The organism is Burkholderia sp. Bp9140, from assembly GCF_003853425.1.
Lineage (GTDB): Bacteria > Pseudomonadota > Gammaproteobacteria > Burkholderiales > Burkholderiaceae > Burkholderia.
The window spans coordinates 1-21,637 of sequence record NZ_QTPQ01000062.1 but is presented as its reverse complement, the minus strand read 5'-3'; the positions used below and the strand labels follow the sequence as shown (position 1 = coordinate 21,637).

Genomic DNA, 21,637 nt, shown 5'->3' with positions numbered 1-21,637 from the left:
CGCGGGACCGACGACAACCAGGAGACAAGCCATGTTGCTGAAGGACAAGATCGTCGTGATTTCAGGGATCGGGCCGGGGCTCGGCGTGAAGCTCGCCGTCGAGGCGGCACGCGAGGGCGCGCGCGGCGTGGTCGTCGCGGCACGCACGAGTGAGAAGCTCGACGACGCGGAAGCACGGATCCGCGAACTCGGTGTGGCGTGCGACGTGCTGAAGGTGCGAACCGACATCGCCGAGCGTGCGCAGTGCCGCCAGCTCGCGACGCAGGCGGTCGAGCGCTTCGGCCGGATCGACGCGCTCGTGAACAGCGCGTTCGTGCACGGCACGTTTCCGGAGGCGGTCGAGGCAGCCGATCTCGACGGCTGGCGCACGGTGTTCGACACCAACGTGTTCGGCACGATGGCGCTTACGCAGGAAATCGTGCCGCACATGAAGCGGCACAAGCGCGGCGCGATCGTGATGATCAACACGCAGGCGACCCGCAAGCCGTTTGCAGGGGAATCGGGCTACGCTGTATCGAAGGGGGCGCTCGCGGTTGCGGCAAAATACCTGGCGCGCGAGCTCGGCGTGCACGGGATCCGCGCGAACAGCATCCACATGGGGTGGATGTGGGGCGTGCCGACGCAGGCGTATTTCCGGCAGGCGGCCGCCGAGTACGGGATGACGGAAGAGGAGATCATCGCGCCGATCGCGTCGAACATCGCGCTCGCGAAGCTGCCGACCGACGACGACTGCGCGCGCGCGGCGCTGTTCCTCGCGTCGGATTATGCGAACGCGGTGACCGGCGCGACGCTGGATGCGAACGGCGGCGATTTCATGCCCTGAGGATGGAGCAACGAATCATGCAGGAAACACAACAGGGACGGCATTTCTTCGCGTTCAATGGCGACGCGGACGGCCTGTGCGCGCTGCAGCAGTTGCGGCTCGCGGAGGGCGAGCGCGGCACGCTCGTGACCGGCGTGAAGCGCGACATCAAGCTGCTCGAGCGAATCGACGCGCGTGCCGGCGACCGCGTGACCGTGCTCGACGTGTCGCACGACCAGAACCGCGACGCATGCACGCGGCTGTTGCGCGACGGCGCGGCGGTCCGCTACTTCGATCACCACTTCGCCGGCGAGCTGCCCGGCGATGCGCGTTTCGATGCCTATATCGACACGGCCGCCGACGTCTGCACGAGCGCGCTCGTGAACCGCTATCTCGGCGGCCGCCACGTGCGCTGGGCGATCGTCGCGGCGTTCGGCGACGAACTGCCGGCGCTCGGCGACGCGCTCGCGCGCGAATACGGGCTCGACGAAGCCGAACGCAGCACGCTGGCCGAACTCGGGCTCTACCTGAACTACAACGCGTACGGCGACTGCGTCGGCGACCTGCATTTCGATCCGGCGGTGCTGGCCGACGCGATGCTGCCGTGCGTCGATCCGCTCGACTTCGTGCGCGACACGCCGGTGTTCGCCGCGCTGCGCGACGGCTATCGGGACGACATGGCGCGGGCCTGCGCGCTCGCACCGCTGCGCGACGTGCCGGGTGCGATGTTGATCAGGATGCCGGATCATCCGTGGGCGCGGCGCGCGACGGGGATGCTCGCGAACGAACGGATGCGCAATGCGCCGCAGGCGGCGCTCGCGGTGCTGTCGCCGCGCGCGCAGGGCGGGCTCGTGGTCAGCGTGCGCGTGCCCGACGGCCGGCCGCTCGGCGCCGACGAGTTCTGCCGAGGCTTCCCGACCGGCGGCGGGCGCAAGCGCGCGGGCGGCATCAATCATTTGCCGGAAGCGGAGTTCGACGCGTTCGCCGAGCGCTTCGAAGCGGCGTTTCGTCTCGACTGAGCCGAGGGCCGGCGACACGCGCGCCGTGCAGCGATGCCACGGCGCGCGCGTCGTGCGACATGCCGGTTCAGCCGGTCGCGCCGGCGAGCACGGCCGGCACGTTGTGGCCGTAGCAGCGCTCCTCGACACGCTCGGCGATGCGCCAGCCCTGCGCGGTGCGCACGAACCGGTCGACGTACCACAGCCCGAGAAACATCACCTGCGTGCCGCCGTCCGTCAGCGCGACTTCCATCGGATTGAAGCAGATCGTGCGGCCGCGCGCGGTGTCGCCGTCGAGCGTGATCGACAGGTTGCCGACCATGTGCTGGTACTGAGGGAACTGCGGCAGCACGGTGCGCAGCCATGCTTTCACGGCCGGATAGGTGCCGGCGATGCCGCCCATCGCGCGATAGTCGATCTTCGCGTCGCGCGTGAACACCGCATCGAGCGCGTCGAAGTCGCGCGCATCGATCGCGTTCGAGTACGCGACGATCAGTTCGCGGATGTCGTGGTGATCGGAGAGGGTCTGCAGATCAGGCATCGGCAGTGTTCCGTCACGCGCTCTTGCGCCGGTGTGCCGCATGCAGCGCTTCCGCGCGCTGCTTCACGTCGCGCGCGCACTGGTCGAACCCCTGTTTCACCCAGCCGCCGTGCTCGCGCATGATCGTTTCTGCGTTGATGCCGAGAAACTGGTCGGTCGTGAAGTACTGGCAGCGTTCGGCGCCGTCGGCTTCGACGTACTGGTCGCGGCGCGCGGCGTCCTGGTTGTCGGCGGTCGGGCGCTGCTCCCACGACAGCAAGCGTTCGGGCTCGCACGCGACGAGGATTTCGTTGACGGGAATCACCGTCTCCGTGCCCGGAATGCGCACCTGCATGTGCACGAAGTCGCCGATCCGGCCGGTCGTTTCGAGGCCGACGCAGAACGTGTTCCATTCGCCGTAGCGCGGGAAGTCGGTCAGCACTTCCCAGACGACGGAAGCGGGGGCGTCGATCGCGACGGTGATCGAGGTGACGAGATTGGCTGGTTTGGTCATGGCGGGTTTCGGGTGAGCGTGAGGGGGAGGACGGGATCGCGGGTGCGCCCGCCCGGAAGGACGCGCGCCGCGACGGCCGAAACGGTCCGCGCGGGTGCCGGCGGGCATGGCGGATGCGCCGCACGACGCACGTGGCCGGTTGGCGGCCGGCGCATGCCGCGCACCGCGGCGACCCCGACATCGAGCGTAGGCCGGCGCATGCGGCGAAGAATCGTCGGAATGGACTAGGTGTTTCACCGGGCCGTCGATCCGCCGGCTGTATGCGATGCGCGATGCGCGCACGGGGACCGCATGCGTTTCGAGCATCGACATCGCGCGACCCTGCCGCGACAATACGGGTCACTTTTCCGTTTCCTGCCCCGAGGTGCCCGTGGCAGCCAAGTCGTCCGTCGCTCCTGTCGTCGTGTGGTTCCGCGACGATCTGCGCGTGACCGACCAGCCCGCGCTGACGCGCGCGGTCGCGTCGGGCCAGCCGCTCGTGTGCGTGTATGTCGACGACACGGGCGAGGGCGCGGGGCGCGCGCCCGGCGGCGCCGCGCGCTGGTGGCTGCACGGCTCGCTCGCCGCACTCGACGCGGCGCTTGCGCGTCATGGCGGACGCCTGTTGCTGTTGCGCGGCGATGCACCGCGCGAGATCGAACGTGTCGTGCACGACACGGGCGCGGCGGCCGTGTACTGGAACCGCCGCTATGCGCAGCCGCAGCGCGATGCCGATGCGGCGTTGAAGGCATCGCTGAAGGCGCGCGGCCTCGAGGTCGAGAGCAGCAACGGCAGCCTGCTGAACGAACCGTGGGAAGTGCTGACGGGCGCCGGCACGCCGTTCCAGGTGTTCACCGCATACTGGCGCGCGGTGCGGCGCGATCGCACGGTGGCGGCGCCGCTGCCGGAACCGGCGCGGATCGTGTTTCATCCCTGGCCGGCCGGCGTGCGCGAACACGCGCTGGCGCTCGACGCGCTCGCGTTGCGCCCGCGTGCGCCGGACTGGGCGGGCGGCCTGCGCGACGCGTGGCCGGCACCCGACGAAGCCGGCGCGCAGGCGCGGCTCGACGCGTTTTCAGTCGAATCGCTGGCCGGCTACGCCGATACGCGCGACCGGCCCGACTCGTTGGCGACGAGCCGGCTGTCGCCATTCCTGCGCTTCGGCAACGTGTCGCCGCGACAGGTGTGGCATGCGGTGCAGGGCGCCGCACAGGCGGGCGGCGCGGCGTGTGGGGCCGGCGCCGAGAAATTCCTGAGCGAACTCGGCTGGCGCGAATTCAGCCACGTGCTGCTGTATCACTTCCCGGCCCTCGCGACCGATAATTTCCGCGCGCAGTTCGACGCGATGCCGTGGCGCGACGATCCCGCCGCGCTGCGCGCGTGGCAGCGCGGGCTGACGGGCTATCCGCTCGTCGATGCGGGAATGCGCGAGCTGTGGGCGACCGGCTGGATGCACAACCGCGTGCGGATGGTCGTCGCGTCGTTTCTCGTCAAGCATCTGCTGATCGACTGGCGGGCGGGCGAGCGCTGGTTCCACGACACGCTCGTCGATGCGGACGCCGCGAACAACCCGGCGAACTGGCAATGGGTGGCCGGCTGCGGCGCCGACGCCGCGCCGTATTTCCGCATCTTCAATCCGGTGACGCAGGGCCGCAAGTTCGACCCGCAGGGCGCGTACGTGCGCCGCTGGGTGCCGGAACTCGCGGGCCTCGACGCGGCGACCATCCATGCGCCGTGGGACGCGTCGCCGGTGGAGCGTGCGGCGGCCGGCGTGCGGCTCGGCGTCGACTATCCGGCGCCGATCGTCGATCACGACGGCGCGCGCCGTCGTGCGCTCGATGCGCTGGCCACGTTGCCGAAGCGTCACTAGGCGTCGCTGAGCGCCGCCGGCCAGCCGCGCGGTGCGGCTTGCCGCGTCAGTCGCAGAATGCCGCATGCTCGAGCAGCGCGAGCGCGATGCCCGAATCGAAGTAGGCCGCGCCGCACCACGCGACGAACGCGAGCACGCCGGCGGCCAATGCCGCACGGATCATGCCCATGCGGCCTTATTCGACGCCGGACGCACGATGCGCGCGTCGTCGATCGGCAGGTGCAGGAGCGCCGCCAGCACGCCGAGCGCGATCGAGCCGATCCACAGCGGCAGGTACGAATGCGTCGCGTCGTACACGAGCGCGCCGAGCCACACGCCGAAGAAGCTGCCGAGCTGGTGCCCGAAGAATACGAAGCCGAACAGCGTCGCGATGTAGCGCACGCCGAATACCTGCGAGACCACGCCGTTGGTCAGCGGCACCGTGCCGAGCCACGTGAAGCCCATCACGGCCGCGAACACGTAGACGCTTGCGGGCGACAACGGTGCCGCGACGAACGCAGCCATCGCCAGCGCGCGCACGAGGTACAGCACGGACAGCACGTACTTGCGCCGCAGCAGGCCGCCGAGATGGCCGCACGCGTAGGTACCGGCCACGTTGGTCAGCGCGATCAGCGCGAGCGCGACGCTGGCGTGGCGCGCCGGCAGGCCGTGATCGAGCAGGTAGGCCGGCAGGTGGGTCGCGATGAACGCGAGCTGGAACCCGCATGCGAAGAACCCTGCGTTCAGCAGCCAGAAGCCGCGGTGCGCGAACGCTTCGCGCACCGCCGCGCGGATCGACTGGTCGGGGCCGTCCGCGCGGCTCGCCGCCTGCGTGGGCCGGTCGCGCACCAGCATGGCGAGCGGCGCGAGCAGCGCGGCGACGAGGGCGAGCGCGACGAATGCATGCTGCCAGCCGATGCCGCCGATCAGGACTTGCGCGACCGGCACCATGCAGAACTGGCCGAGCCCGCCGATCGCGCCGGCGACGCCGAGCGCCCAGCTGCGCCGATCGGGTGGGAACAGCCGGCTCAGCGCGCCGTAGATCGACGCGAAGGCCGATCCCGACAGCGCGATGCCGATCACGAGCCCCGCGCCGACCGTGAACACGCCGGCCGATGCCGCCAGCGCCATCGTGACGAGCCCGGCCGCGTACAGCAGCATGCCGGCGACGATCACGCGCACCGACCCGAAGCGGTCGGCGATCATCCCGGCGAACGGCTGGGCGATGCCCCAGATCAGGTTCTGCAGCGCGAGCGCGAGGCCGAACGCTTCGCGCGACCAGCCGTGGTCGAGCGTGACGGGGGCGAGGAACAATCCCTGCACGTGGCGGATGCCGAGCGCGGCGCCCATGATCAGGCCGCCTGCGAGCACCGGCAGCCAGCGGCGCCGGGCGTCCCGTTCGATCGGGGTCATGCGTGTCTCCGGATGAATGCGTGCGGCGCGACGGCCGCGTTCGATCCGATTAGACGATCCGGTGCCGGGGGCGCTCAAGCGATCATTCGGTCGGGTTCGCATGCGTGTCGGGAATGCGATGCGGAATGGCTGCGAGGCCGGCGGAGCCTGAGCGCCGCCGCGACGCAGGCAGGGGCGTATCGGCAGCGAGGTTGCGGCGGAACCGGCACACCTTAGCATCGCGTGCCGGAGGCGCGATCCGGCGCGCATTACCGCGCAGGCACCGGCCCGACGCGGAACATCGCGCCCGGCCTACCGCTGCGCCACGTCGTACGCGCGCATCGCCGCATCGCACTCGGCCGCTTCCGCGAGAATCCAGTCGCGCACGTCGGCGACTTCACGGCGCGGTGCCGGATCGTGCCGGAACAGCCAGTAGCCATAGGCATCCGACAACGCCTGCGAGTGCGGGCCGAGCACCGCGAGCCGGCCGTCCGCGAGCATCGGCGCGACGAGCGCGAGCCTTCCGAGCGCGACGCCCTGGCCGGCGATCGCGGCGTGAATCACCTGGTCGTACTGGTTGAAGCGCAGCACGCCCTTCGGGCGCGCGTCGCCGAGCCCGGCTGCCTGCAGGTGCGCACGCCACTGCAGTTGCGCTTGCGGCGGGCCGTCGAATTCGAGCAGCACGTGATCCGCGATCACGGCCGCGTCGGTGACGGGCCGGGTGGCCAGCGCGGGGTGCGCGACCGGCACGACGATCTCGTCGAACAGGCGCACGGCGCCGGCCGGCGCGCGCTCGCGCGGGCAGTAGCGGATCCCGAGGTCGATGCCTTCCGCGCGCAAATCGAGTACCTTGTCGTTCGCGGCGACGCGCAAGTCGATGTCGGGCAGGCGCGCCTGCAGGCGCCCGAGTCGCGGCAGCAGCCACAGCGCGGTGACGCCGATGCTCGCGGTGATCGTGACGGGCTGGCGCTCGCGCGCGGCGGCGAGCGACGCGACCGTGTCCTGCAGGCTGAGCAGCGCCGCATCCGCGGCGCGAAACAGCCGCTCGCCTTCCGGCGTGAACGCGATCTTGCGATAGCCGCGCTGCAGCAGTGCGACGCCGAGATGCGCTTCGAGCGCATGCACCTGGCGGCTGACCGCCGATTGCGTGACGCACAGGTCCTGCGCGGCGAGCGTGATGCTCATGCGGCGGCCGACGGCGACGAAGCCGCGCACGAGGTCCAGCGAAGGGAGACGGACGAGCGGCGTTGACATGCGTAGGGCTCATGCGAACGGAGCAGCAAGATTGGTTGAGAACGCCGGGCGCGTCAAGTTCAATGGAGGCTGGCCGATCGGGTAGGCGCCGGGGCATGCAGTGCCGTACAGGAGACAGGATGACGATTTCGAACGAAGCAGGCGGGGCCGTGCGCGGCACGCGCGCGACGCAGCAGGCGGCCGAGCGCCCGGCGGGCGCGTTGCCGCCGGAGCCCGTGACGCTGAGCGCGGCCGACGGTTACGTGCTGCGCGGCTACGTGTGGCGGCATCGCGGCGGCGGCGCCGTGCGGCCCGTGACGATCGTCAATTGTGCGACGTCGGTGCGCTGCGACTATTACTTCCGCTTCGCGGCCTGGCTGTTCGCGCAGGGGCGCGACGTGCTCGTCTACGACTATCGCGGGATCGGCGGCTCGCGCCCCGCGCGGCTCGCGACGCTGCGCGCGAACTGGCTCGACTGGGGGCGGCTCGATTGCGAGGCCGCGCTGCACTACGCGCGCGACGCGTTTCCGGGCCAGCCGCTCGACGTCGTCGCGCACAGCATCGGCGGCTGCGTGCTCGGTCTTGCGGCGTCGAACGCTTGCGTGCGTCACGTGGTGACCGTCGGCGCGCAGTATGCGTACTGGCGCGACTATCGGCCGGAAGAGCGGCGGCGCATGTGGTGGAAGTGGCACGTCGCGATGCCGGCGCTCGCGGCCGTGTTCGGCTACGTGCCCGCGAAGCGGCTCGGCTGGATGGAAGACACGCCGCGCGGCGTCGCGCTGTCGTGGGTGCGCTCGCAACCGCGCTTCGAGGACGCCTACACACACGGCCCGCTCGCCGAAACCGCGGCGAGCCGCGCCGCGTTGCCGGCCCGCTTCGCGCGGCTGTCGGCGCCGATGCTCGCGATCGGCCTCGACGACGACGGGTTCGGCACGGTCGACGCGATCGAACGGCTGGTCGGCTACTACACGGGCAGCGACGTCACGCACCTGCGGATCGCGCCGCGCGACATCGGCGCTGACGAGATCGGCCATTTTGCGTTCTTCCACAGCCGCTTCACCGACACGCTGTGGCCCGTCGCGCTGTACTGGCTGCAGCACGGCGCACTGCAGGCCGATGCGCCCGGCAGCGTCCACGCGCGCCATCCGGCGCAGCGGGCGAGACTGGCGGGTAGCGGCATGCCAGGTGCGGTCGCGCACGGGTGACCTCGCCCGCATGCGCGGCCAGGCCGTTGTATCGCCGAAGCGGCCGCGCCGGCTGCCGCTGCCGACAATCGCGGCCGCGACGTGTCGGTCTCCGTTCCGCGCGATCGATTAACATCGGACGTTTGATTCGACTGGCTGCTGCGTGCCGATGTCCATTCCGCCCGATTCCGAGATTCCCGCCGACCTGTCCCGCGCGTGGCGCGTGCACCGGCTCGAGGTGCCGCCGGCCGCGTCGCGTGCCGGCGTGCAGGTCGCGCGCATCGATTTCGACTGGCGCGTGCCGCTCGCGTCGCCCGCTTACGCGGCACTGAGCGACGCCGAGCGCGCGCGTGCCGTGCGCTACCTGCGGCACGAGGATGCGGTGCGCAGTGCCGCGACGCGCGCCGCGCTGCGCGACGTGCTCGGTGCAGCGCTCGGTGTTGCGCCGCGGGACATCGCGATCGTCGTCGACGAATCGGGACGGCCGTCGCTGGATCCCGCGCACCGCGCGACGCTCGATTTCAACGTGTCGCACGCGGGCGATCATGCGCTCGTCGCATGGACAGGTACGGGGCGCGTCGGCGTCGATATCGAATGCTGCAACCGGTTGACCGACTGGCGCGCGCTGACGCGCGAAGTGTGCGCGGCCGCCGAGGCCGCGTATCTCGACGGCCTGCCGCTCGCCGCGCGTGCCGACGCGTTCATGCGCGTGTGGTCCGCGAAGGAGGCGCTGCTGAAGGCGCTCGGTACCGGCATCGTCGGCGGGCTGCGCGCATTCGCGGTCGTGCCGCCGCGCGATGCGGCGACGCCCGCGACGACGATCGTCGAGCCGGCCGCGCCGGCCGCCGGCGTGGCCGCGTTCGACGCGGGCTGGCTCGACGCGGCGCCCGGCTACGCGGCGTGCGTCGCGTGGAAGCGCTGAGCCTGTGTCAGCACGCGCTGCTCACTCGAGCGGCGCGTCGTTCGGCGCCGCATAGCGCGCCTTGATCACGTCGCTCATCGGGAAGTCGAACGCGAGCCCCTTCGGCGGCACCGGCTTCATGAACCACTTGTCGTACAGCGCATTGATCTCGCCGCGCTTCATCAACTGCACGAGCACGCCGTCGACGAGCGCCTTGAACTGCGGATCGTCCTTGCGCAGCATGAACCCGTACGCCTCCGACGATTGCGGCGTGCCGACGATCGTCCAGTCGGCCGGCTTCGCCGCGAGCTGGCGCACGCCGGCGAGCAGCACGTCGTCCATCATGTAGGCGGCCGCGCGGCCCGATTCGAGCGTGAGGCGTCCTTCGCCGTAGTCCTTCGCGCTGATGATCTGCATGTTCATCTTCTTTTCCTCGTTCATCTTGCGCAGCAGGCGCTCGGACGTGGTGCCCTGGTTGGTCACGACCGTCTTGCCGGCGAGATCGGGGAAGTCGCGGATGCCCGAGCTCGTGCGCGTGAGCAGGCGTGTCGTCGCGACGAAGAAGGTGCTCGAGAACGCGACCTGCGCGTGGCGCGCGGCGAGGTTGGTGGTCACTCCGCATTCGAGATCGACGGTGCCGTTCTGCACCAGCGGGGTGCGGTTCTGCGACGTGACCGGAATGAAGCGCACCTGCAGGTCGGGCTTGCCGGTGCGTGCCTTCACCGCGGCGATCACGCGGTCGCACAGGTCCTGCGAGAAGCCGACCACCTTGCCGCTCGCGTCGACATAGGAGAACGGCACCGACGTCTCGCGGTGGCCGATCGAGATCAGGTTGGCCTGCCGGATCTTCTCGAGCGTGCCGGACAGCGGCTCGGCGGCGAGCGACGTGCCGCACGCGAGCGCGCAGGCGGCGACGAGCAGGCTGCGGCCGGACAGGGCGGTCAACCGGGGCGGGATGGTCATGGTAGGTCTCCAGAGGCAGGTTGCAGGGGAGTGAGGATTCGTATGTTGCCAAAAATAAAATATTTGCAACATATGTTAATTACCCTGCCTGCCGGGCCGGTCCGGCGGGCCGCGCCGGGCATCAGGGAAACTCCCGAGTCGAAATCATGAAAAACGGGGTTGTCTAGACAAGTTCCGGTGGCTACACTGCAACTCATCCCGAACTTGTCTAGACAGGATTGCTCACATGATTACGTTGACCCCCGGCCACCTGACCCTCCCGCAACTGCGCAAGATCGCTCGCGAATCCGTACAGCTCAAGCTCGACCCGGCGAGCTTCGCGAAGATCGACGCCGGCGCGAAGGCCGTCGCCGACATCGCGGCAAAGGGCGAGCCGGCCTACGGCATCAATACGGGCTTCGGCCGCCTGGCCAGCACGCACATCCCGCACGATCAGCTCGAGCTGCTGCAGAAGAACCTGGTGCTGTCGCATGCGGTCGGCGTCGGCGAGCCGATGGCGCGTTCGTCGGTGCGCCTCCTGATGGCATTGAAGCTGTCGAGCCTCGGCCGCGGCCACTCGGGCATCCGCCGCGAGGTGATGGACGCGCTGATCACGCTGTTCAACGCCGACGTGCTGCCGCTGATCCCGGTGAAGGGCTCGGTCGGCGCATCGGGCGACCTCGCGCCGCTCGCGCACATGTCGGCCGTGCTGCTCGGCGTCGGTGAAGTGTTCATCCGCGGCGAGCGCGCGAGCGCGCTCGACGGTCTGCGCGTCGCGGGCCTCGCGCCGCTCACGCTGCAGGCGAAGGAAGGCCTGGCGCTGCTGAACGGCACGCAGGCGTCGACGGCGCTGGCGCTCGACAACATGTTCGCGATCGAAGACCTGTACCGCACCGCGCTCGTCGCGGGTGCGCTGTCGGTCGACGCGGCAGCCGGCTCGGTGAAGCCGTTCGACGCACGCATCCACGCACTGCGCGGCCATCAAGGCCAGATCGACGCGGCCGCGTCGTATCGCGACCTGCTCGAAGGCTCGCCGATCAACCAGTCGCACCGCGACTGCGACAAGGTGCAGGATCCGTACAGCCTGCGCTGTCAGCCGCAGGTGATGGGCGCATGCCTGGACCAGATGCGCCACGCCGCCGACGTGCTGCTGATCGAAGCGAACGCCGTGTCGGACAACCCGCTGATCTTCCCGGATACCGGCGAAGTGCTGTCGGGCGGCAACTTCCACGCTGAACCCGTCGCATTCGCGGCCGACAACCTCGCGCTTGCCGCATCGGAAATCGGCGCGCTGGCCGAGCGCCGCATCGCACTGCTGATCGACGCGACGCTGTCGGGCCTGCCCCCGTTCCTGGTGAAGGACGGCGGCGTGAACTCCGGCTTCATGATCGCCCACGTGACGGCCGCCGCGCTGGCATCGGAAAACAAGACGCTCGCGCACCCGGCGTCGGTCGACTCGCTGCCGACCTCGGCGAACCAGGAAGACCACGTGTCGATGGCGACGTTCGCCGCACGCAAGCTCGCCGACATCGCGGACAACACGAAGCACATCCTCGCGATCGAACTGCTGGCCGCCGCCCAGGGTGTCGACCTGCGCGCGCCGTACCACACGAGCCCGAAGCTCGCGCCCGTGATGGAAACGATCCGCGGCAAGGTTGCGCACTACGAGCTCGACCACTACTTCGCACCGGACATCGCCGTGATCGCTACGCTCGTCGGCGAGCGCGCGTTCGCGAAGGTTGCGCCGTTCTCGTTCGCCTCGGAACAGTAAGCCCATGAGCGCGCCGGTCTACCAGGAGATCAAGGATTTCATCCTGGGCCGCATTCACGCCGGCGAGTGGGCGGAGGGCGACCAGGTGCCCTCCGAGAACGAACTGGCCCGCGAGTTCAAGGTCGCGCGCATGACCGTCAACCGCGCGTTGCGCGAGTTGACGGCCGAGCAGGTGCTCACGCGCATGAAGGGCGCCGGCACCTACGTCGCGCGGCCGAAGTACGAGTCGACGCTCGTCGCGATCCGCAGCATCTCGGAAGAGGTCGATGCCCGCGGGCATGCGTACCGCGCCAGCGTGCTCGGCCTCGAGACGATCCGGGCCGACGAGGCGCTCGCGGACGAGATGCAGGTGGCCGTGCGCGCGAAGCTGTTTTATTCGCAGGTGTTGCACTTCGAGAATGACGAACCCGTCCAGCTCGAAGAACGGTGGGTGAATCCGGCGATCGCGCCGGATTATGCGGAGCAGGACTTCACGAACACGACGCCGAACCTGTACCTGATGCGCGCGGCGCCGCTGCAGCGCGTCGAGTACCGGATCGAAGCGGCGGCTCCGGCGCCCGAGCGGCGCGAGCAGCTGCGGATGGACGACGTCGAGCCGTGTCTGGTTTTACATCGGCGCACCTGGTCGCAGGGCGTCGTCGCCTCGGTGGCGAATCTGTGGCACCCCGGCAGCCGTTATCGCTTCACCGGGCATTTCTGATTCCTATTGATATTCACTTTCCCTCGGGAGCAGTCGTCATGAACCATCCGAAACACATCGATCCCCGCCTCGATCCGACGCGCACGATCCGCGCACCGCGCGGCAGCGAGAAAACCTGCAAGACCTGGCTGGCCGAAGCGGCCTACCGGATGATCCAGAACAACCTGGATCCGGAAGTCGCCGAGCATCCGCATGCGCTCGTCGTGTACGGCGGCATCGGCCGCGCGGCGCGCAACTGGGAATGCTACGACCAGATTCTCGCGTCGCTGAAGGATCTCGAGGAAAACGAAACGCTGCTGATCCAGTCGGGCAAGCCGGTCGGCGTGTTCCGCACGCACAAGGATGCGCCGCGCGTGCTGCTCGCGAACTCGAACCTCGTGCCGCACTGGGCGAACTGGGACCACTTCCACGAGCTCGACCGCAAGGGCCTGATGATGTACGGCCAGATGACGGCCGGCAGCTGGATCTACATCGGCAGCCAGGGCATCGTGCAGGGCACCTATGAAACGTTCTTCTCGGTCGCGAACCAGCACTTCAACGGCGACCCGTCGGGCCGCTGGATCCTGACGGGCGGCCTGGGCGGCATGGGCGGCGCGCAGCCGCTGGCCGCGACGATGGCCGGCTTCTCGATGATCGCGGTCGAGTGCGACGAGACGCGCATCGACTTCCGCCTGAAAACGCGCTACGTCGACAAGAAGGCGACGACGCTCGACGAAGCGCTCGGCATGATCGACGAAGCGAAGCGCACCGGCAAGCCGGTGTCGGTCGGCCTGCTCGGCAACGCGGCCGACGTGTTCGCGGAACTCGTCAAGCGCGGCGTCACGCCGGATTGCGTGACCGACCAGACGAGCGCGCACGATCCGATCAACGGCTATCTGCCGCAAGGCTGGACCGTCGCGCAATGGCGCGAGGCGCAGAAGGTCGATCCGCAAAGCATCGTGAAGGTCGCGAAGCAGTCGATGGCCGTCCAGGTGCGCGCGATGCTGACGCTGCAGGAGCGCGGCGCGGCCACGCTCGACTACGGCAACAACATCCGCCAGATGGCGCTGGAAATGGGCGTCGAGAACGCGTTCGACTTCCCGGGCTTCGTGCCGGCCTATATCCGCCCGCTGTTCTGCGAAGGCAAGGGTCCGTTCCGCTGGGTCGCGCTGTCGGGCGATCCGGAAGACATCTACAAGACCGACCAGAAGGTGAAGGAGCTGATCCCCGACGATCCGCACCTGCACAACTGGCTCGACATGGCGCGTGAGCGCATCGCGTTCCAGGGCCTGCCGGCACGGATCTGCTGGGTCGGCGTGAAGGATCGCTATCGCCTCGGCCAGGCGTTCAACGAGATGGTAAAGAACGGCGAACTGAAGGCCCCGATCGTGATCGGCCGCGACCACCTCGACACCGGTTCGGTCGCGAGCCCGAACCGCGAGACGGAATCGATGAAGGACGGCTCGGACGCCGTGAGCGACTGGCCGCTGCTGAACGCACTGCTGAACACCGCGGGCGGCGCATCGTGGGTGTCGCTGCACCATGGCGGCGGCGTCGGGATGGGCTTCTCGCAGCACTCGGGCGTCGTGATCGTCGCGGACGGCACCGCCGACGCGCACGAGCGTCTCGGCCGCGTGCTGTTGAACGATCCGGCGACGGGCGTGATGCGCCATGCGGATGCCGGCTACGAACTCGCGCAGCAGACGGCCCGCGAAGCCGGCCTGAAGCTGCCGATGCTCGGCCGCTGAGCATGACGGCGCTCGACCAGGCGCCGGTGCACGCAACGCTGATCCGCGCGGCGGATCTCGTTGCGTCGCCGTGGAAGAACGGCGGCGGCGTGACGCGCGAAATCGCGGCATTTTCCCCCGAGGGGACGTCCTTCGGGGCGCCGCCGGGCGCCGCGCTCGATGCGTTCGCGTGGCGCGTGAGCGTTGCGGACGTCGGCGCACCCGGGCCGTTCTCGCGTTTCGACGGCGTCGACCGCACGCTCGTGCTGCTGTCCGGCGCGGGCATGACGCTCGCGGAAGCGGGCGGTGCGCGCCATGTGCTCGACGCGTCGCTCGCCCGTGCGGATTTTGCCGGGGAAACGCCGATCGACGCGACGCTGCACGACGGCGCGACGCGCGACTTCAACCTGATGACGCGCCGCTCGGCCGCACGCGGGAGCGTCGACGTGTGGCCCGAAGGCACGCACCGCGTCGAGCGCGCCGATACCGTGCTGCTGTTCTGCGCGGCCGGCGCGGTCGGCATCGGGATCGACGGCGCGCACTACACACTGCAGGAAATGGACACGCTGCGGCTCGACGGGCCGCGGCGTGCGTTTGACGTCGTCGTGAGCGGAGGCGGCGCGCTGCTCGCCGTGTCGCTCGCCGTCGGCGAACGAGACTGAACGCATGAAACCGACTGTCTGGCATCACCTGAGGCTGTGTCCGCACGGCCACCCTGACGAAACGATCGACGACGCGGCGATCGCCGTCGACGAAACTGGCACGATCGTGTGGCTGGGCGCATTTTCCGCGCTGCCGCACGGTTACGCACACTGGCAGCGGGAAGACCTGCACGGCGCGTGGGTGACGCCGGGCCTTGTCGACTGCCACACGCACCTCGTGTACGGCGGCACGCGCGCCGACGAGTTCGCGCAGCGCCTCGCCGGCGTCAGCTACGAGGCAATCGCGCGGCAGGGCGGCGGGATCGTGTCGACGGTGCGCGCGACGCGCGCGGCCGACGAGACGACGCTGTTCGTGCAGGCCGCCGCACGCCTGCAGCCGCTGCTCGCCGAAGGCGTGAGCGCGATCGAGATCAAGTCGGGCTACGGGCTCGACCTCGCGAGCGAGCGCAAGATGCTGCGCGTCGCGCGCCAGCTCGGCGAGCGCTTTCCGGTCACGGTCTACACGACGTTCCTCGGCGCGCACGCGCTGCCGCCGGAATACGCGGGCCGCGCGGATGACTATATCGACGAAGTGTGCGAACGGATGCTGCCGGCGCTCGCCGACGAAGGGCTCGTCGACGCGGTCGACGTGTTCTGCGAGCGCATCGGCTTTTCGCTCGCGCAGACCGAGCGCGTGTTCGAGGCCGCGACGCGGCGCGGCCTGCCGGTGAAGCTGCACGCGGAGCAGTTGTCGAACGCGGGCGGCACCGCGCTTGCCGCGCGCTATCGCGCGCTGTCCGCCGAGCACCTCGAATTTCTCGACGAAGCCGGCATCGAGGCGATGAAGGCAGCCGGCACGGTCGCCGTGCTGTTGCCCGGCGCGTATTACTTCATTCGCGAAACGCAATTGCCGCCGATCGAGCTGCTGCGCAAGCACGGCGTGCCGATCGCGCTCGCGACCGACCACAACCCCGGCACGTCGCCGCTCGAATCGCTGCTGCTGACGCTGAACATGGGCTGCACGCTGTTCCGGATGACGGTGCCCGAAGTGCTGCAGGGCGTGACGCGCCATGCGGCCGCGGCGCTCGGCCGCGCGGATCGCCACGGTGCGCTCGAGATCGGTCGCCAGGCCGATTTCGCGGCCTGGTCGGTCGGCTCGCTGTCGGAGCTCGCTTACTGGATCGGCCGGCCGCTGTGCGAGCAGGTCGTGCGCGGCGGTGCGACGGTGTTTCGCCGGATGAACGGCTAGCCTTGCAACAGACGAGACTCACCATGACCGAAATGACGCTGTTCGCGGACCATGCCTATCTGCCCGACGGCTGGCGCCGCAACGTGCTGCTGCGCTGGGACGCGGCCGGCACGCTGACCGACGTGACGCCCGACACCGATGCGCCGGCAGGCGTCGCGCGCGCGGCCGGGCCCGTGCTGCCCGGCATGCCGAACCTGCATTCGCACGCGTTCCAGCGCGCGATGGCGGGGCTCACCGAATACCGCGCGAATCCCGCCGACAGCTTCTGGAGCTGGCGCGACCTGATGTACCGCTTCGCGCTGAAGATCACGCCCGACGCGCTCGCGGCGATCGCGCGCTGGCTGTACGTCGAGATGCTCAAGTGCGGCTACACGTCGGTATGCGAATTCCACTACGTGCATCACACGCAGGACGGCTCGCGCTATCCGCAGATCGCGGAACTCGGCACGCGCGTGATCGACGCGGCGCGCTCGGCCGGCATCGGCATCACGATGCTGCCCGTGTCGTACCAGTTCGCCGGCTTCGGCAACAAGCCGCCGCGCGATGACCAGCGCCGCTTCATCAATACGCCCGACGGCCTGCTCGAACTGCTCGACTCGATGCGCCGCGTCGCGCCCGAGCACGGCGGCCTGCGCTACGGCGTCGCGCCGCATTCGCTGCGCGCGGTGTCCGAAAACGGGCTGCGCGTGCTGCTCGAAGGCCTGCCCGACGAGGCGCCGGTGCATATTCACATCGCCGAGCAGACGGCCGAAGTCGACGATTGCGTGCGGGCCTACGGCGCGCGTCCCGTGCAATGGCTGCTCGATCGCTTCGACGTCGATGCGCGCTGGTGCCTCGTGCACGCGACGCACGTCGATGCGGCCGAAACGGCCGCGCTCGCGAAGCGTCGTGCGGTGGCCGGCCTGTGCCTGACCACCGAAGCGAACCTCGGCGACGGCGTGTTCCCGGCCGTCGACTTTCTCGCGCAGGGCGGCGTGATCGGCGTCGGCTCGGACAGCCACGCATCGGTCGACTGGCGCTCGGAGCTGCGCCTGCTCGAATACGGGCAGCGGCTCGTGCATCGCGCGCGCAACGTGCTCGCGAGTGACACGCAGGCGCAGGTCGCCGACCGGCTGTTCGACGCGTCGCTCGCGGGCGGCGCGCAGGCCAGCGGGCGGCGCATCGGTGCGCTGCGCGAAGGCTGCCGCGCCGACTGGCTCGTGCTCGATCCCGACCATCCGGCGATCGCCGAACACGGCAGCGCAGCCTGGCTGTCGGGCGCGGTGTTCGCGGAGCACGGCGACACGCCGGTACGCGACGTCTACACCGGCGGCGAACGCGTCGTGAGCGGCCGCCGCCATCGCGACGAAGCGCTCGCGTATGCCGACTATCGCGCCGCGCTGGCGCAACTGCTGCGCTGACGCGCGGCACCCGGCGCACGCCGCGCGCGTGCGCCGGCAAGACTCTTACGGTGATGCGACATGACTGAACAACCGGCTGTATTCACGCTGAAGCAGGGCACGCTGCCGCTGCTGATCTCGATTCCGCACGCAGGCACCCACATCCCCGACGACATCGCCGCGACGATGACGCCCGACGCGCGCTTCGTCGACGATTGCGACTGGCACCTCGAGCGGCTGTACGGGTTCGCGGCGACGCTCGGCGCATCGATCCTCGTGCCGTCGCACGCGCGTTACGTCGTCGACCTGAACCGTCCGCCCGACAACGAGAACCTGTACCCGGGGCAGGACACGACCGGGCTCGTGCCGGTCGACACGTTCGACAAGGCGCCGCTGTATCCGGCGAATGCGCTGCCCGGCAACGACGAGATCATGCGCCGCCGCGACCGCTACTGGCGCCCGTATCACGACGCGCTGCAAGGCGAGATCGCGCGCCTGAAGCGCGAGCACGGCCGTGTGCTCGTGTGGGAAGCGCATTCGATCCGCTCGCACGTGCCGCGTTTCTTCGAAGGCCGCCTGCCTGACTTCAACTTCGGCACGTCGAGCGGCGCGAGCGCCGCGCCCGGCCTTGCCGAGGCGCTCGCCGCATGCGTGACCGCGCACGGCGGATATACGGCCGTCGCGAACGGACGTTTCAAGGGCGGCTACATCACGCGTCACTACGGCGTGCCCGCCACCGGCGTCGAAGCCGTGCAGCTCGAACTGTCACAGATCACCTACATGGAAGAAACGCGTCCGTACGCGTACGACGAAGCGCGTGCCGCGCGGATCGTGCCGCTGCTGCGGACGCTCGTCGAAACCGCGCTCGCACATCGCTGATCCGTCGGCACGCTGCGCGCGCCACGGCCGCCGGCGCGCAGTGCGCACGCCGGCGCAGTGCACAAAACGGCATCGACCCGGCCGGCCGATGCCGTTCTTTTCGTCTGATCGATGTCGGGATCGACACCTGAAAATTTGACGCAATTTTCAGGTGATATAAGCTGAATGTCAGGAAGTTGTCACGCGCGCAGCGGCGGCGACGGCGTCGATCAGCGCCGCACCGCGCCGGAATCCGTTGCGAGACACCTTGCCGACGTGTCGCCGCGCGGCATTGCCGCCTCCGCTTCATAGCGACACGTGTCCTGCCTTCATCAGTCAGTCGAGTACGATCGTGAAAGCCGCCAGCCCTTCGATACGCCGGACCCGAAGTCCGTCGGCGGGCGCGCCGCCTCAGGCCGGGCCGATCCGGCATGCTGATCGCGGCACGCGCGCCGCCCTCATACGCGAGCCTCGTTTCTTCGCTGTGTCCCATTGCGGCCTGCGCCGCTTCAACCTGGTGGCCGCGCACGTATTCAGCGCGGTGCAGTGCGACGGCAGCGCGTCATTGTTGCCCTAGCGTCCTTCTCCTCTTTCGCATCGGGCCGCACCGACTGTTGCCGCACCGTCCGCGCGGCACGATCGCGCATGGGCGCGTGTCGCGCCACCGCGGGCTTCCACCGTTGCGCGCGTCCGCACGCGTCGCGCGCTTATCGCGGAGGCGATCATGCGACCGCGCCCGATCGTAGCCGTCACTGCCGACCGCATGCTGCGCGGCGCCCATCCGAACCATACGGCCGGCGAGAAGTATCTCGTCGCGCTGGTCGACGGCGCCGGCGCGCTCGCGTTCGTGCTGCCCGCGCTGGGAGCGCGGCAGCCGGTCGACGCGATCGTTGCGTCGATCGACGGGCTGCTGCTGACCGGCAGCTATTCGAACGTCGAGCCGCATCACTACGGCGGCCCGGCGAGTACGCCCGACACGCTGCACGACCCCGCGCGCGACGCGACCGCGCTGCCGTTGATCCGCGCGGCGATCGACGCGGGCGTGCCGGTGCTCGCGATCTGCCGCGGCATGCAGGAGCTGAACGTCGCGTATGGCGGCACGCTGCATCAGCGGCTGCATGCGAGCCCCGGCTTCCACGATCATCGCGAGCGCGACGGCGATCCGCTCGAGCGGCAGTACGGCCCAGCGCACCGCGTGCAGCTCGCGCCGGACGGCTTGCTGCAACGGGTCGCGCGCGGCGCGCAGGACGCGATGGTCAATTCGCTGCACAACCAGGGCATCGCGCGGCTCGGCGCGGGGCTCGCGGTCGAAGCGAGCGCGCCCGACGGGCTGATCGAGGCCGTCAGCGTACGCGGCGCGCGCGCGTTCGCGCTCGGTGTGCAGTGGCACCCCGAATGGCGTTTCGCGGAACAGCCGCTGTCGCGCGACATCTTCGCGGCATTCGGCGCGGCGTGCCGCGCGCGCATGACACACCGCATTCATGCGGCCGGCGGCACCATGCCGTCGCCTGCCGCATCCGACGTCGACTGAACGAGGCCGATCATGCAACCCGAACTGAGCGAATTCCTGCGTCAGCACCGCATCACCGAAGTCGAGGCGATCATTCCCGACATGGCCGGCATCGCGCGCGGCAAGATCATTCCGCGCAACAAATTCGAATCCGGCGAATCGATGCGCCTGCCTCAGGCCGTGATGGTGCAGACCGTCACCGGCGACTATCCGGAGGACGGCACGCTGACCGGCGTGACCGATCCCGACATGGTGTGCGTGCCTGATCCGTCGACGATCTGCCTGGTGCCGTGGGCGGTCGACCCGACTGCGCAGGTGATCCACGACTGCGTGCACTTCGACGGCTCGCCGGTCGAGATCTCGCCGCGCTATGTGCTGCGCCACATACTCGACCTGTACAAGGCGAAGGGCTGGAAGCCCGTCGTCGCGCCCGAGCTCGAGTTCTACCTGGTCGACATGAACGCCGATCCCGACCTGCCGTTGCGTCCGCCGGTCGGGCGCACGGGCCGCGCGGAGACGGGCCGCCAGTCGTATTCGATCGAGGCCGTCAACGAGTTCGATCCGCTGTTCGAGGACATCTACGAGTACTGCGAGATGCAGGGCCTCGACATCGAGACGCTGATCCACGAGGTCGGCGCCGCACAGATGGAGATCAACTTCGTGCACGGCGACGCGCTGTCGCTCGCCGACCAGGTGTTCCTGTTCAAGCGCACGGTGCGCGAGGCGGCGCTGCGGCACAACATGTACGCGACGTTCATGGCCAAGCCGATGGAAGGCGAGCCGGGCTCCGCGATGCACATCCACCAGAGCCTCGCCGATGCGCGCACCGGCGACAACCTGTTCGCCGACGAAGGCGGGGTCGTGTCACCGATGTTCCACAGCTATCTCGCGGGACTGCAGAAATACACGCCCGCGCTGATGCCGATCTTCGCGCCGTACATCAACTCGTATCGCCGCCTGTCGCGTTTCATGGCCGCGCCGATCAACGTGCAGTGGGGCTACGACAACCGCACGGTCGGGTTCCGCATCCCGCAGTCGACGCCGGTCGCGCGGCGCATCGAGAACCGGATCCCGGGCGTCGATTGCAACCCGTACCTCGCATTCGCGGCGACGCTTGCGGCCGGTTATCTCGGTCTCACGCAGCAGCTCGCGCCGACCGAGCCGATTGCGTCCGACGGCTACGACCTGCCGTACCAGCTGCCGCGCAATCTCGAGGAGGGCATCTCGCTGATGGCCGCATGCACGCCGCTCGCCGGCATTCTCGGCGACAAGTTCGTGAAGGCGTACCTGGCGTTGAAGGAAACCGAATATGAAGCGTTCTTCCGCGTGATCAGCTCGTGGGAACGCCGTCATCTGCTGCTGCACGTGTGAGCGTGCGGCACCGACTCGCGGAGCAAACATGACCGAACGAAACGAAGCCGCCGCCGCGCGGACGACCGCCGAATACCGCGCGCTCGACGCCGCGCACCACATCCACCCGTTCTCGGACATGGGCGCGCTCAATCGCGC

The 21,637-nt window shown here is 69.5% G+C and carries 20 protein-coding genes; 14 read left to right on the top strand and 6 right to left on the bottom strand.

Going from position 1 to position 21,637, the window contains the following annotated elements; translation table 11 throughout:
* Positions 1–31: 31 nt before the first annotated feature.
* Complete coding sequence (locus tag DIE21_RS34570; protein WP_124501841.1) at positions 32–823, top strand: SDR family oxidoreductase; 792 nt, start codon at positions 32–34, stop codon at positions 821–823.
* A 17-nt stretch (positions 824–840) separates the two neighbouring features.
* Positions 841–1,821 (top strand): acetyltransferase, encoded by a 981-nt coding sequence (locus tag DIE21_RS34565; RefSeq protein WP_124501840.1) that lies wholly within the window; start codon positions 841–843, stop codon positions 1,819–1,821.
* Between the two features lie 67 nt (positions 1,822–1,888).
* Here DIE21_RS34565 and DIE21_RS34560 read toward each other — a convergent pair whose 3' ends face one another.
* Together DIE21_RS34560 and DIE21_RS34555 are read right to left on the bottom strand one after the other, a co-directional pair.
* The gene (locus DIE21_RS34560) at positions 1,889–2,341 is read right to left on the bottom strand and encodes a nuclear transport factor 2 family protein (RefSeq protein ID WP_124501839.1); all 453 of its coding nucleotides are present in this window, start codon (positions 2,339–2,341) and stop codon (positions 1,889–1,891) included.
* 13 nt (positions 2,342–2,354) lie between these two features.
* Positions 2,355–2,834: an SRPBCC domain-containing protein gene (locus DIE21_RS34555; protein WP_124501838.1), complete on the bottom strand. Its 480-nt coding sequence runs from the start codon at positions 2,832–2,834 to the stop codon at positions 2,355–2,357.
* A 370-nt stretch (positions 2,835–3,204) separates the two neighbouring features.
* Here DIE21_RS34555 and DIE21_RS34550 point away from each other — a divergent pair, with 370 nt between their 5' ends.
* Positions 3,205–4,683 (top strand): deoxyribodipyrimidine photo-lyase, encoded by a 1,479-nt coding sequence (locus DIE21_RS34550; RefSeq protein ID WP_124501837.1) that lies wholly within the window; start codon positions 3,205–3,207, stop codon positions 4,681–4,683.
* A gap of 46 nt (positions 4,684–4,729) precedes the next feature.
* Here the strand turns inward: DIE21_RS34550 and DIE21_RS38095 are convergent, their stop codons facing one another.
* The 3 genes from DIE21_RS38095 to DIE21_RS34540 all read right to left on the bottom strand — a co-directional run bounded on the left by DIE21_RS38095 (position 4,730) and on the right by DIE21_RS34540 (position 7,308).
* Positions 4,730–4,852: a hypothetical protein gene (locus tag DIE21_RS38095; protein ID WP_260432588.1), complete on the bottom strand. Its 123-nt coding sequence runs from the start codon at positions 4,850–4,852 to the stop codon at positions 4,730–4,732.
* Positions 4,843–6,075, bottom strand: coding sequence for an MFS transporter (locus DIE21_RS34545; protein ID WP_260432587.1), 1,233 nt, complete (start codon positions 6,073–6,075; stop codon positions 4,843–4,845). Before DIE21_RS34545 ends, DIE21_RS38095 begins: the two co-directional genes overlap by 10 nt.
* A 291-nt stretch (positions 6,076–6,366) precedes the next feature.
* Entirely contained in the window at positions 6,367–7,308 is a 942-nt protein-coding gene (locus DIE21_RS34540; protein WP_124501836.1) for a LysR substrate-binding domain-containing protein, read from the bottom strand.
* Between the two features lie 119 nt (positions 7,309–7,427).
* Here DIE21_RS34540 and DIE21_RS34535 point away from each other — a divergent pair, with 119 nt between their 5' ends.
* Together DIE21_RS34535 and DIE21_RS34530 are read left to right on the top strand one after the other, a co-directional pair.
* A complete protein-coding gene (locus DIE21_RS34535; protein ID WP_124501835.1) occupies positions 7,428–8,492 on the top strand; it encodes an alpha/beta fold hydrolase in 1,065 nt (354 codons plus the stop codon).
* Between the two features lie 148 nt (positions 8,493–8,640).
* A complete protein-coding gene (locus DIE21_RS34530) occupies positions 8,641–9,393 on the top strand; it encodes a 4'-phosphopantetheinyl transferase superfamily protein (protein WP_124501834.1) in 753 nt (250 codons plus the stop codon).
* Between the two features lie 21 nt (positions 9,394–9,414).
* Here DIE21_RS34530 and DIE21_RS34525 read toward each other — a convergent pair whose 3' ends face one another.
* Complete coding sequence (locus DIE21_RS34525; RefSeq protein ID WP_124501833.1) at positions 9,415–10,335, bottom strand: glutamate/aspartate ABC transporter substrate-binding protein; 921 nt, start codon at positions 10,333–10,335, stop codon at positions 9,415–9,417.
* A gap of 226 nt (positions 10,336–10,561) precedes the next feature.
* Here DIE21_RS34525 and hutH point away from each other — a divergent pair, with 226 nt between their 5' ends.
* From hutH to DIE21_RS34475, 9 genes are all read left to right on the top strand, one after another.
* On the top strand, positions 10,562–12,085 hold the full coding sequence (gene hutH, locus DIE21_RS34520) for a histidine ammonia-lyase (protein WP_124501832.1): 1,524 nt from the start codon (positions 10,562–10,564) through the stop codon (positions 12,083–12,085).
* Positions 12,086–12,089: 4 nt separating this feature from the next.
* A complete protein-coding gene (hutC, locus tag DIE21_RS34515; RefSeq protein ID WP_124501831.1) occupies positions 12,090–12,785 on the top strand; it encodes a histidine utilization repressor in 696 nt (231 codons plus the stop codon).
* A 38-nt stretch (positions 12,786–12,823) separates the two neighbouring features.
* The gene (gene hutU / locus DIE21_RS34510) at positions 12,824–14,512 is read left to right on the top strand and encodes a urocanate hydratase (protein WP_124501830.1); all 1,689 of its coding nucleotides are present in this window, start codon (positions 12,824–12,826) and stop codon (positions 14,510–14,512) included.
* A gap of 2 nt (positions 14,513–14,514) precedes the next feature.
* Positions 14,515–15,153 carry a HutD family protein gene (locus tag DIE21_RS34505; protein WP_124501829.1) on the top strand — a complete coding sequence of 213 codons (639 nt, stop codon included), beginning with the start codon at positions 14,515–14,517 and terminating at the stop codon, positions 15,151–15,153.
* Between the two features lie 4 nt (positions 15,154–15,157).
* Positions 15,158–16,381, top strand: coding sequence for an imidazolonepropionase (gene hutI, locus DIE21_RS34500; protein ID WP_124501828.1), 1,224 nt, complete (start codon positions 15,158–15,160; stop codon positions 16,379–16,381).
* 23 nt (positions 16,382–16,404) lie between these two features.
* Positions 16,405–17,781: a formimidoylglutamate deiminase gene (locus DIE21_RS34495; protein ID WP_124501827.1), complete on the top strand. Its 1,377-nt coding sequence runs from the start codon at positions 16,405–16,407 to the stop codon at positions 17,779–17,781.
* Positions 17,782–17,841: 60 nt separating this feature from the next.
* Complete coding sequence (gene hutG / locus DIE21_RS34490) at positions 17,842–18,639, top strand: N-formylglutamate deformylase (RefSeq protein WP_124501826.1); 798 nt, start codon at positions 17,842–17,844, stop codon at positions 18,637–18,639.
* 703 nt (positions 18,640–19,342) lie between these two features.
* Positions 19,343–20,149 (top strand): gamma-glutamyl-gamma-aminobutyrate hydrolase family protein, encoded by an 807-nt coding sequence (locus DIE21_RS34480; RefSeq protein WP_124501824.1) that lies wholly within the window; start codon positions 19,343–19,345, stop codon positions 20,147–20,149.
* Positions 20,150–20,161: 12 nt separating this feature from the next.
* A complete protein-coding gene (locus DIE21_RS34475; RefSeq protein ID WP_124501823.1) occupies positions 20,162–21,499 on the top strand; it encodes a glutamine synthetase family protein in 1,338 nt (445 codons plus the stop codon).
* The last annotated feature ends 138 nt before the right edge of the window (positions 21,500–21,637 follow it).

Excerpts from the sequence above, each read along its gene's own strand:
- DIE21_RS34570 (WP_124501841.1), top strand. The coding sequence starts at position 32 with ATGTTGCTGAAGGACAAGATCGTCGTGATTTCAGGGATCGGGCCGGGG.
- DIE21_RS34565 (WP_124501840.1), top strand. The coding sequence starts at position 841 with ATGCAGGAAACACAACAGGGACGGCATTTCTTCGCGTTCAATGGCGAC.
- DIE21_RS34560 (WP_124501839.1), bottom strand. The coding sequence starts at position 2,341 with ATGCCTGATCTGCAGACCCTCTCCGATCACCACGACATCCGCGAACTG.
- DIE21_RS34555 (WP_124501838.1), bottom strand. The coding sequence starts at position 2,834 with ATGACCAAACCAGCCAATCTCGTCACCTCGATCACCGTCGCGATCGAC.
- DIE21_RS38095 (WP_260432588.1), bottom strand. The coding sequence starts at position 4,852 with ATGGGCATGATCCGTGCGGCATTGGCCGCCGGCGTGCTCGCGTTCGTC.
- DIE21_RS34545 (WP_260432587.1), bottom strand. The coding sequence starts at position 6,075 with ATGACCCCGATCGAACGGGACGCCCGGCGCCGCTGGCTGCCGGTGCTC.
- DIE21_RS34540 (WP_124501836.1), bottom strand. The coding sequence starts at position 7,308 with ATGTCAACGCCGCTCGTCCGTCTCCCTTCGCTGGACCTCGTGCGCGGC.
- DIE21_RS34535 (WP_124501835.1), top strand. The coding sequence starts at position 7,428 with ATGACGATTTCGAACGAAGCAGGCGGGGCCGTGCGCGGCACGCGCGCG.
- DIE21_RS34530 (WP_124501834.1), top strand. The coding sequence starts at position 8,641 with ATGTCCATTCCGCCCGATTCCGAGATTCCCGCCGACCTGTCCCGCGCG.
- DIE21_RS34525 (WP_124501833.1), bottom strand. The coding sequence starts at position 10,335 with ATGACCATCCCGCCCCGGTTGACCGCCCTGTCCGGCCGCAGCCTGCTC.
- hutH (WP_124501832.1), top strand. The coding sequence starts at position 10,562 with ATGATTACGTTGACCCCCGGCCACCTGACCCTCCCGCAACTGCGCAAG.
- hutC (WP_124501831.1), top strand. The coding sequence starts at position 12,090 with ATGAGCGCGCCGGTCTACCAGGAGATCAAGGATTTCATCCTGGGCCGC.
- hutU (WP_124501830.1), top strand. The coding sequence starts at position 12,824 with ATGAACCATCCGAAACACATCGATCCCCGCCTCGATCCGACGCGCACG.
- DIE21_RS34505 (WP_124501829.1), top strand. The coding sequence starts at position 14,515 with ATGACGGCGCTCGACCAGGCGCCGGTGCACGCAACGCTGATCCGCGCG.
- hutI (WP_124501828.1), top strand. The coding sequence starts at position 15,158 with ATGAAACCGACTGTCTGGCATCACCTGAGGCTGTGTCCGCACGGCCAC.
- DIE21_RS34495 (WP_124501827.1), top strand. The coding sequence starts at position 16,405 with ATGACCGAAATGACGCTGTTCGCGGACCATGCCTATCTGCCCGACGGC.
- hutG (WP_124501826.1), top strand. The coding sequence starts at position 17,842 with ATGACTGAACAACCGGCTGTATTCACGCTGAAGCAGGGCACGCTGCCG.
- DIE21_RS34480 (WP_124501824.1), top strand. The coding sequence starts at position 19,343 with ATGCGACCGCGCCCGATCGTAGCCGTCACTGCCGACCGCATGCTGCGC.
- DIE21_RS34475 (WP_124501823.1), top strand. The coding sequence starts at position 20,162 with ATGCAACCCGAACTGAGCGAATTCCTGCGTCAGCACCGCATCACCGAA.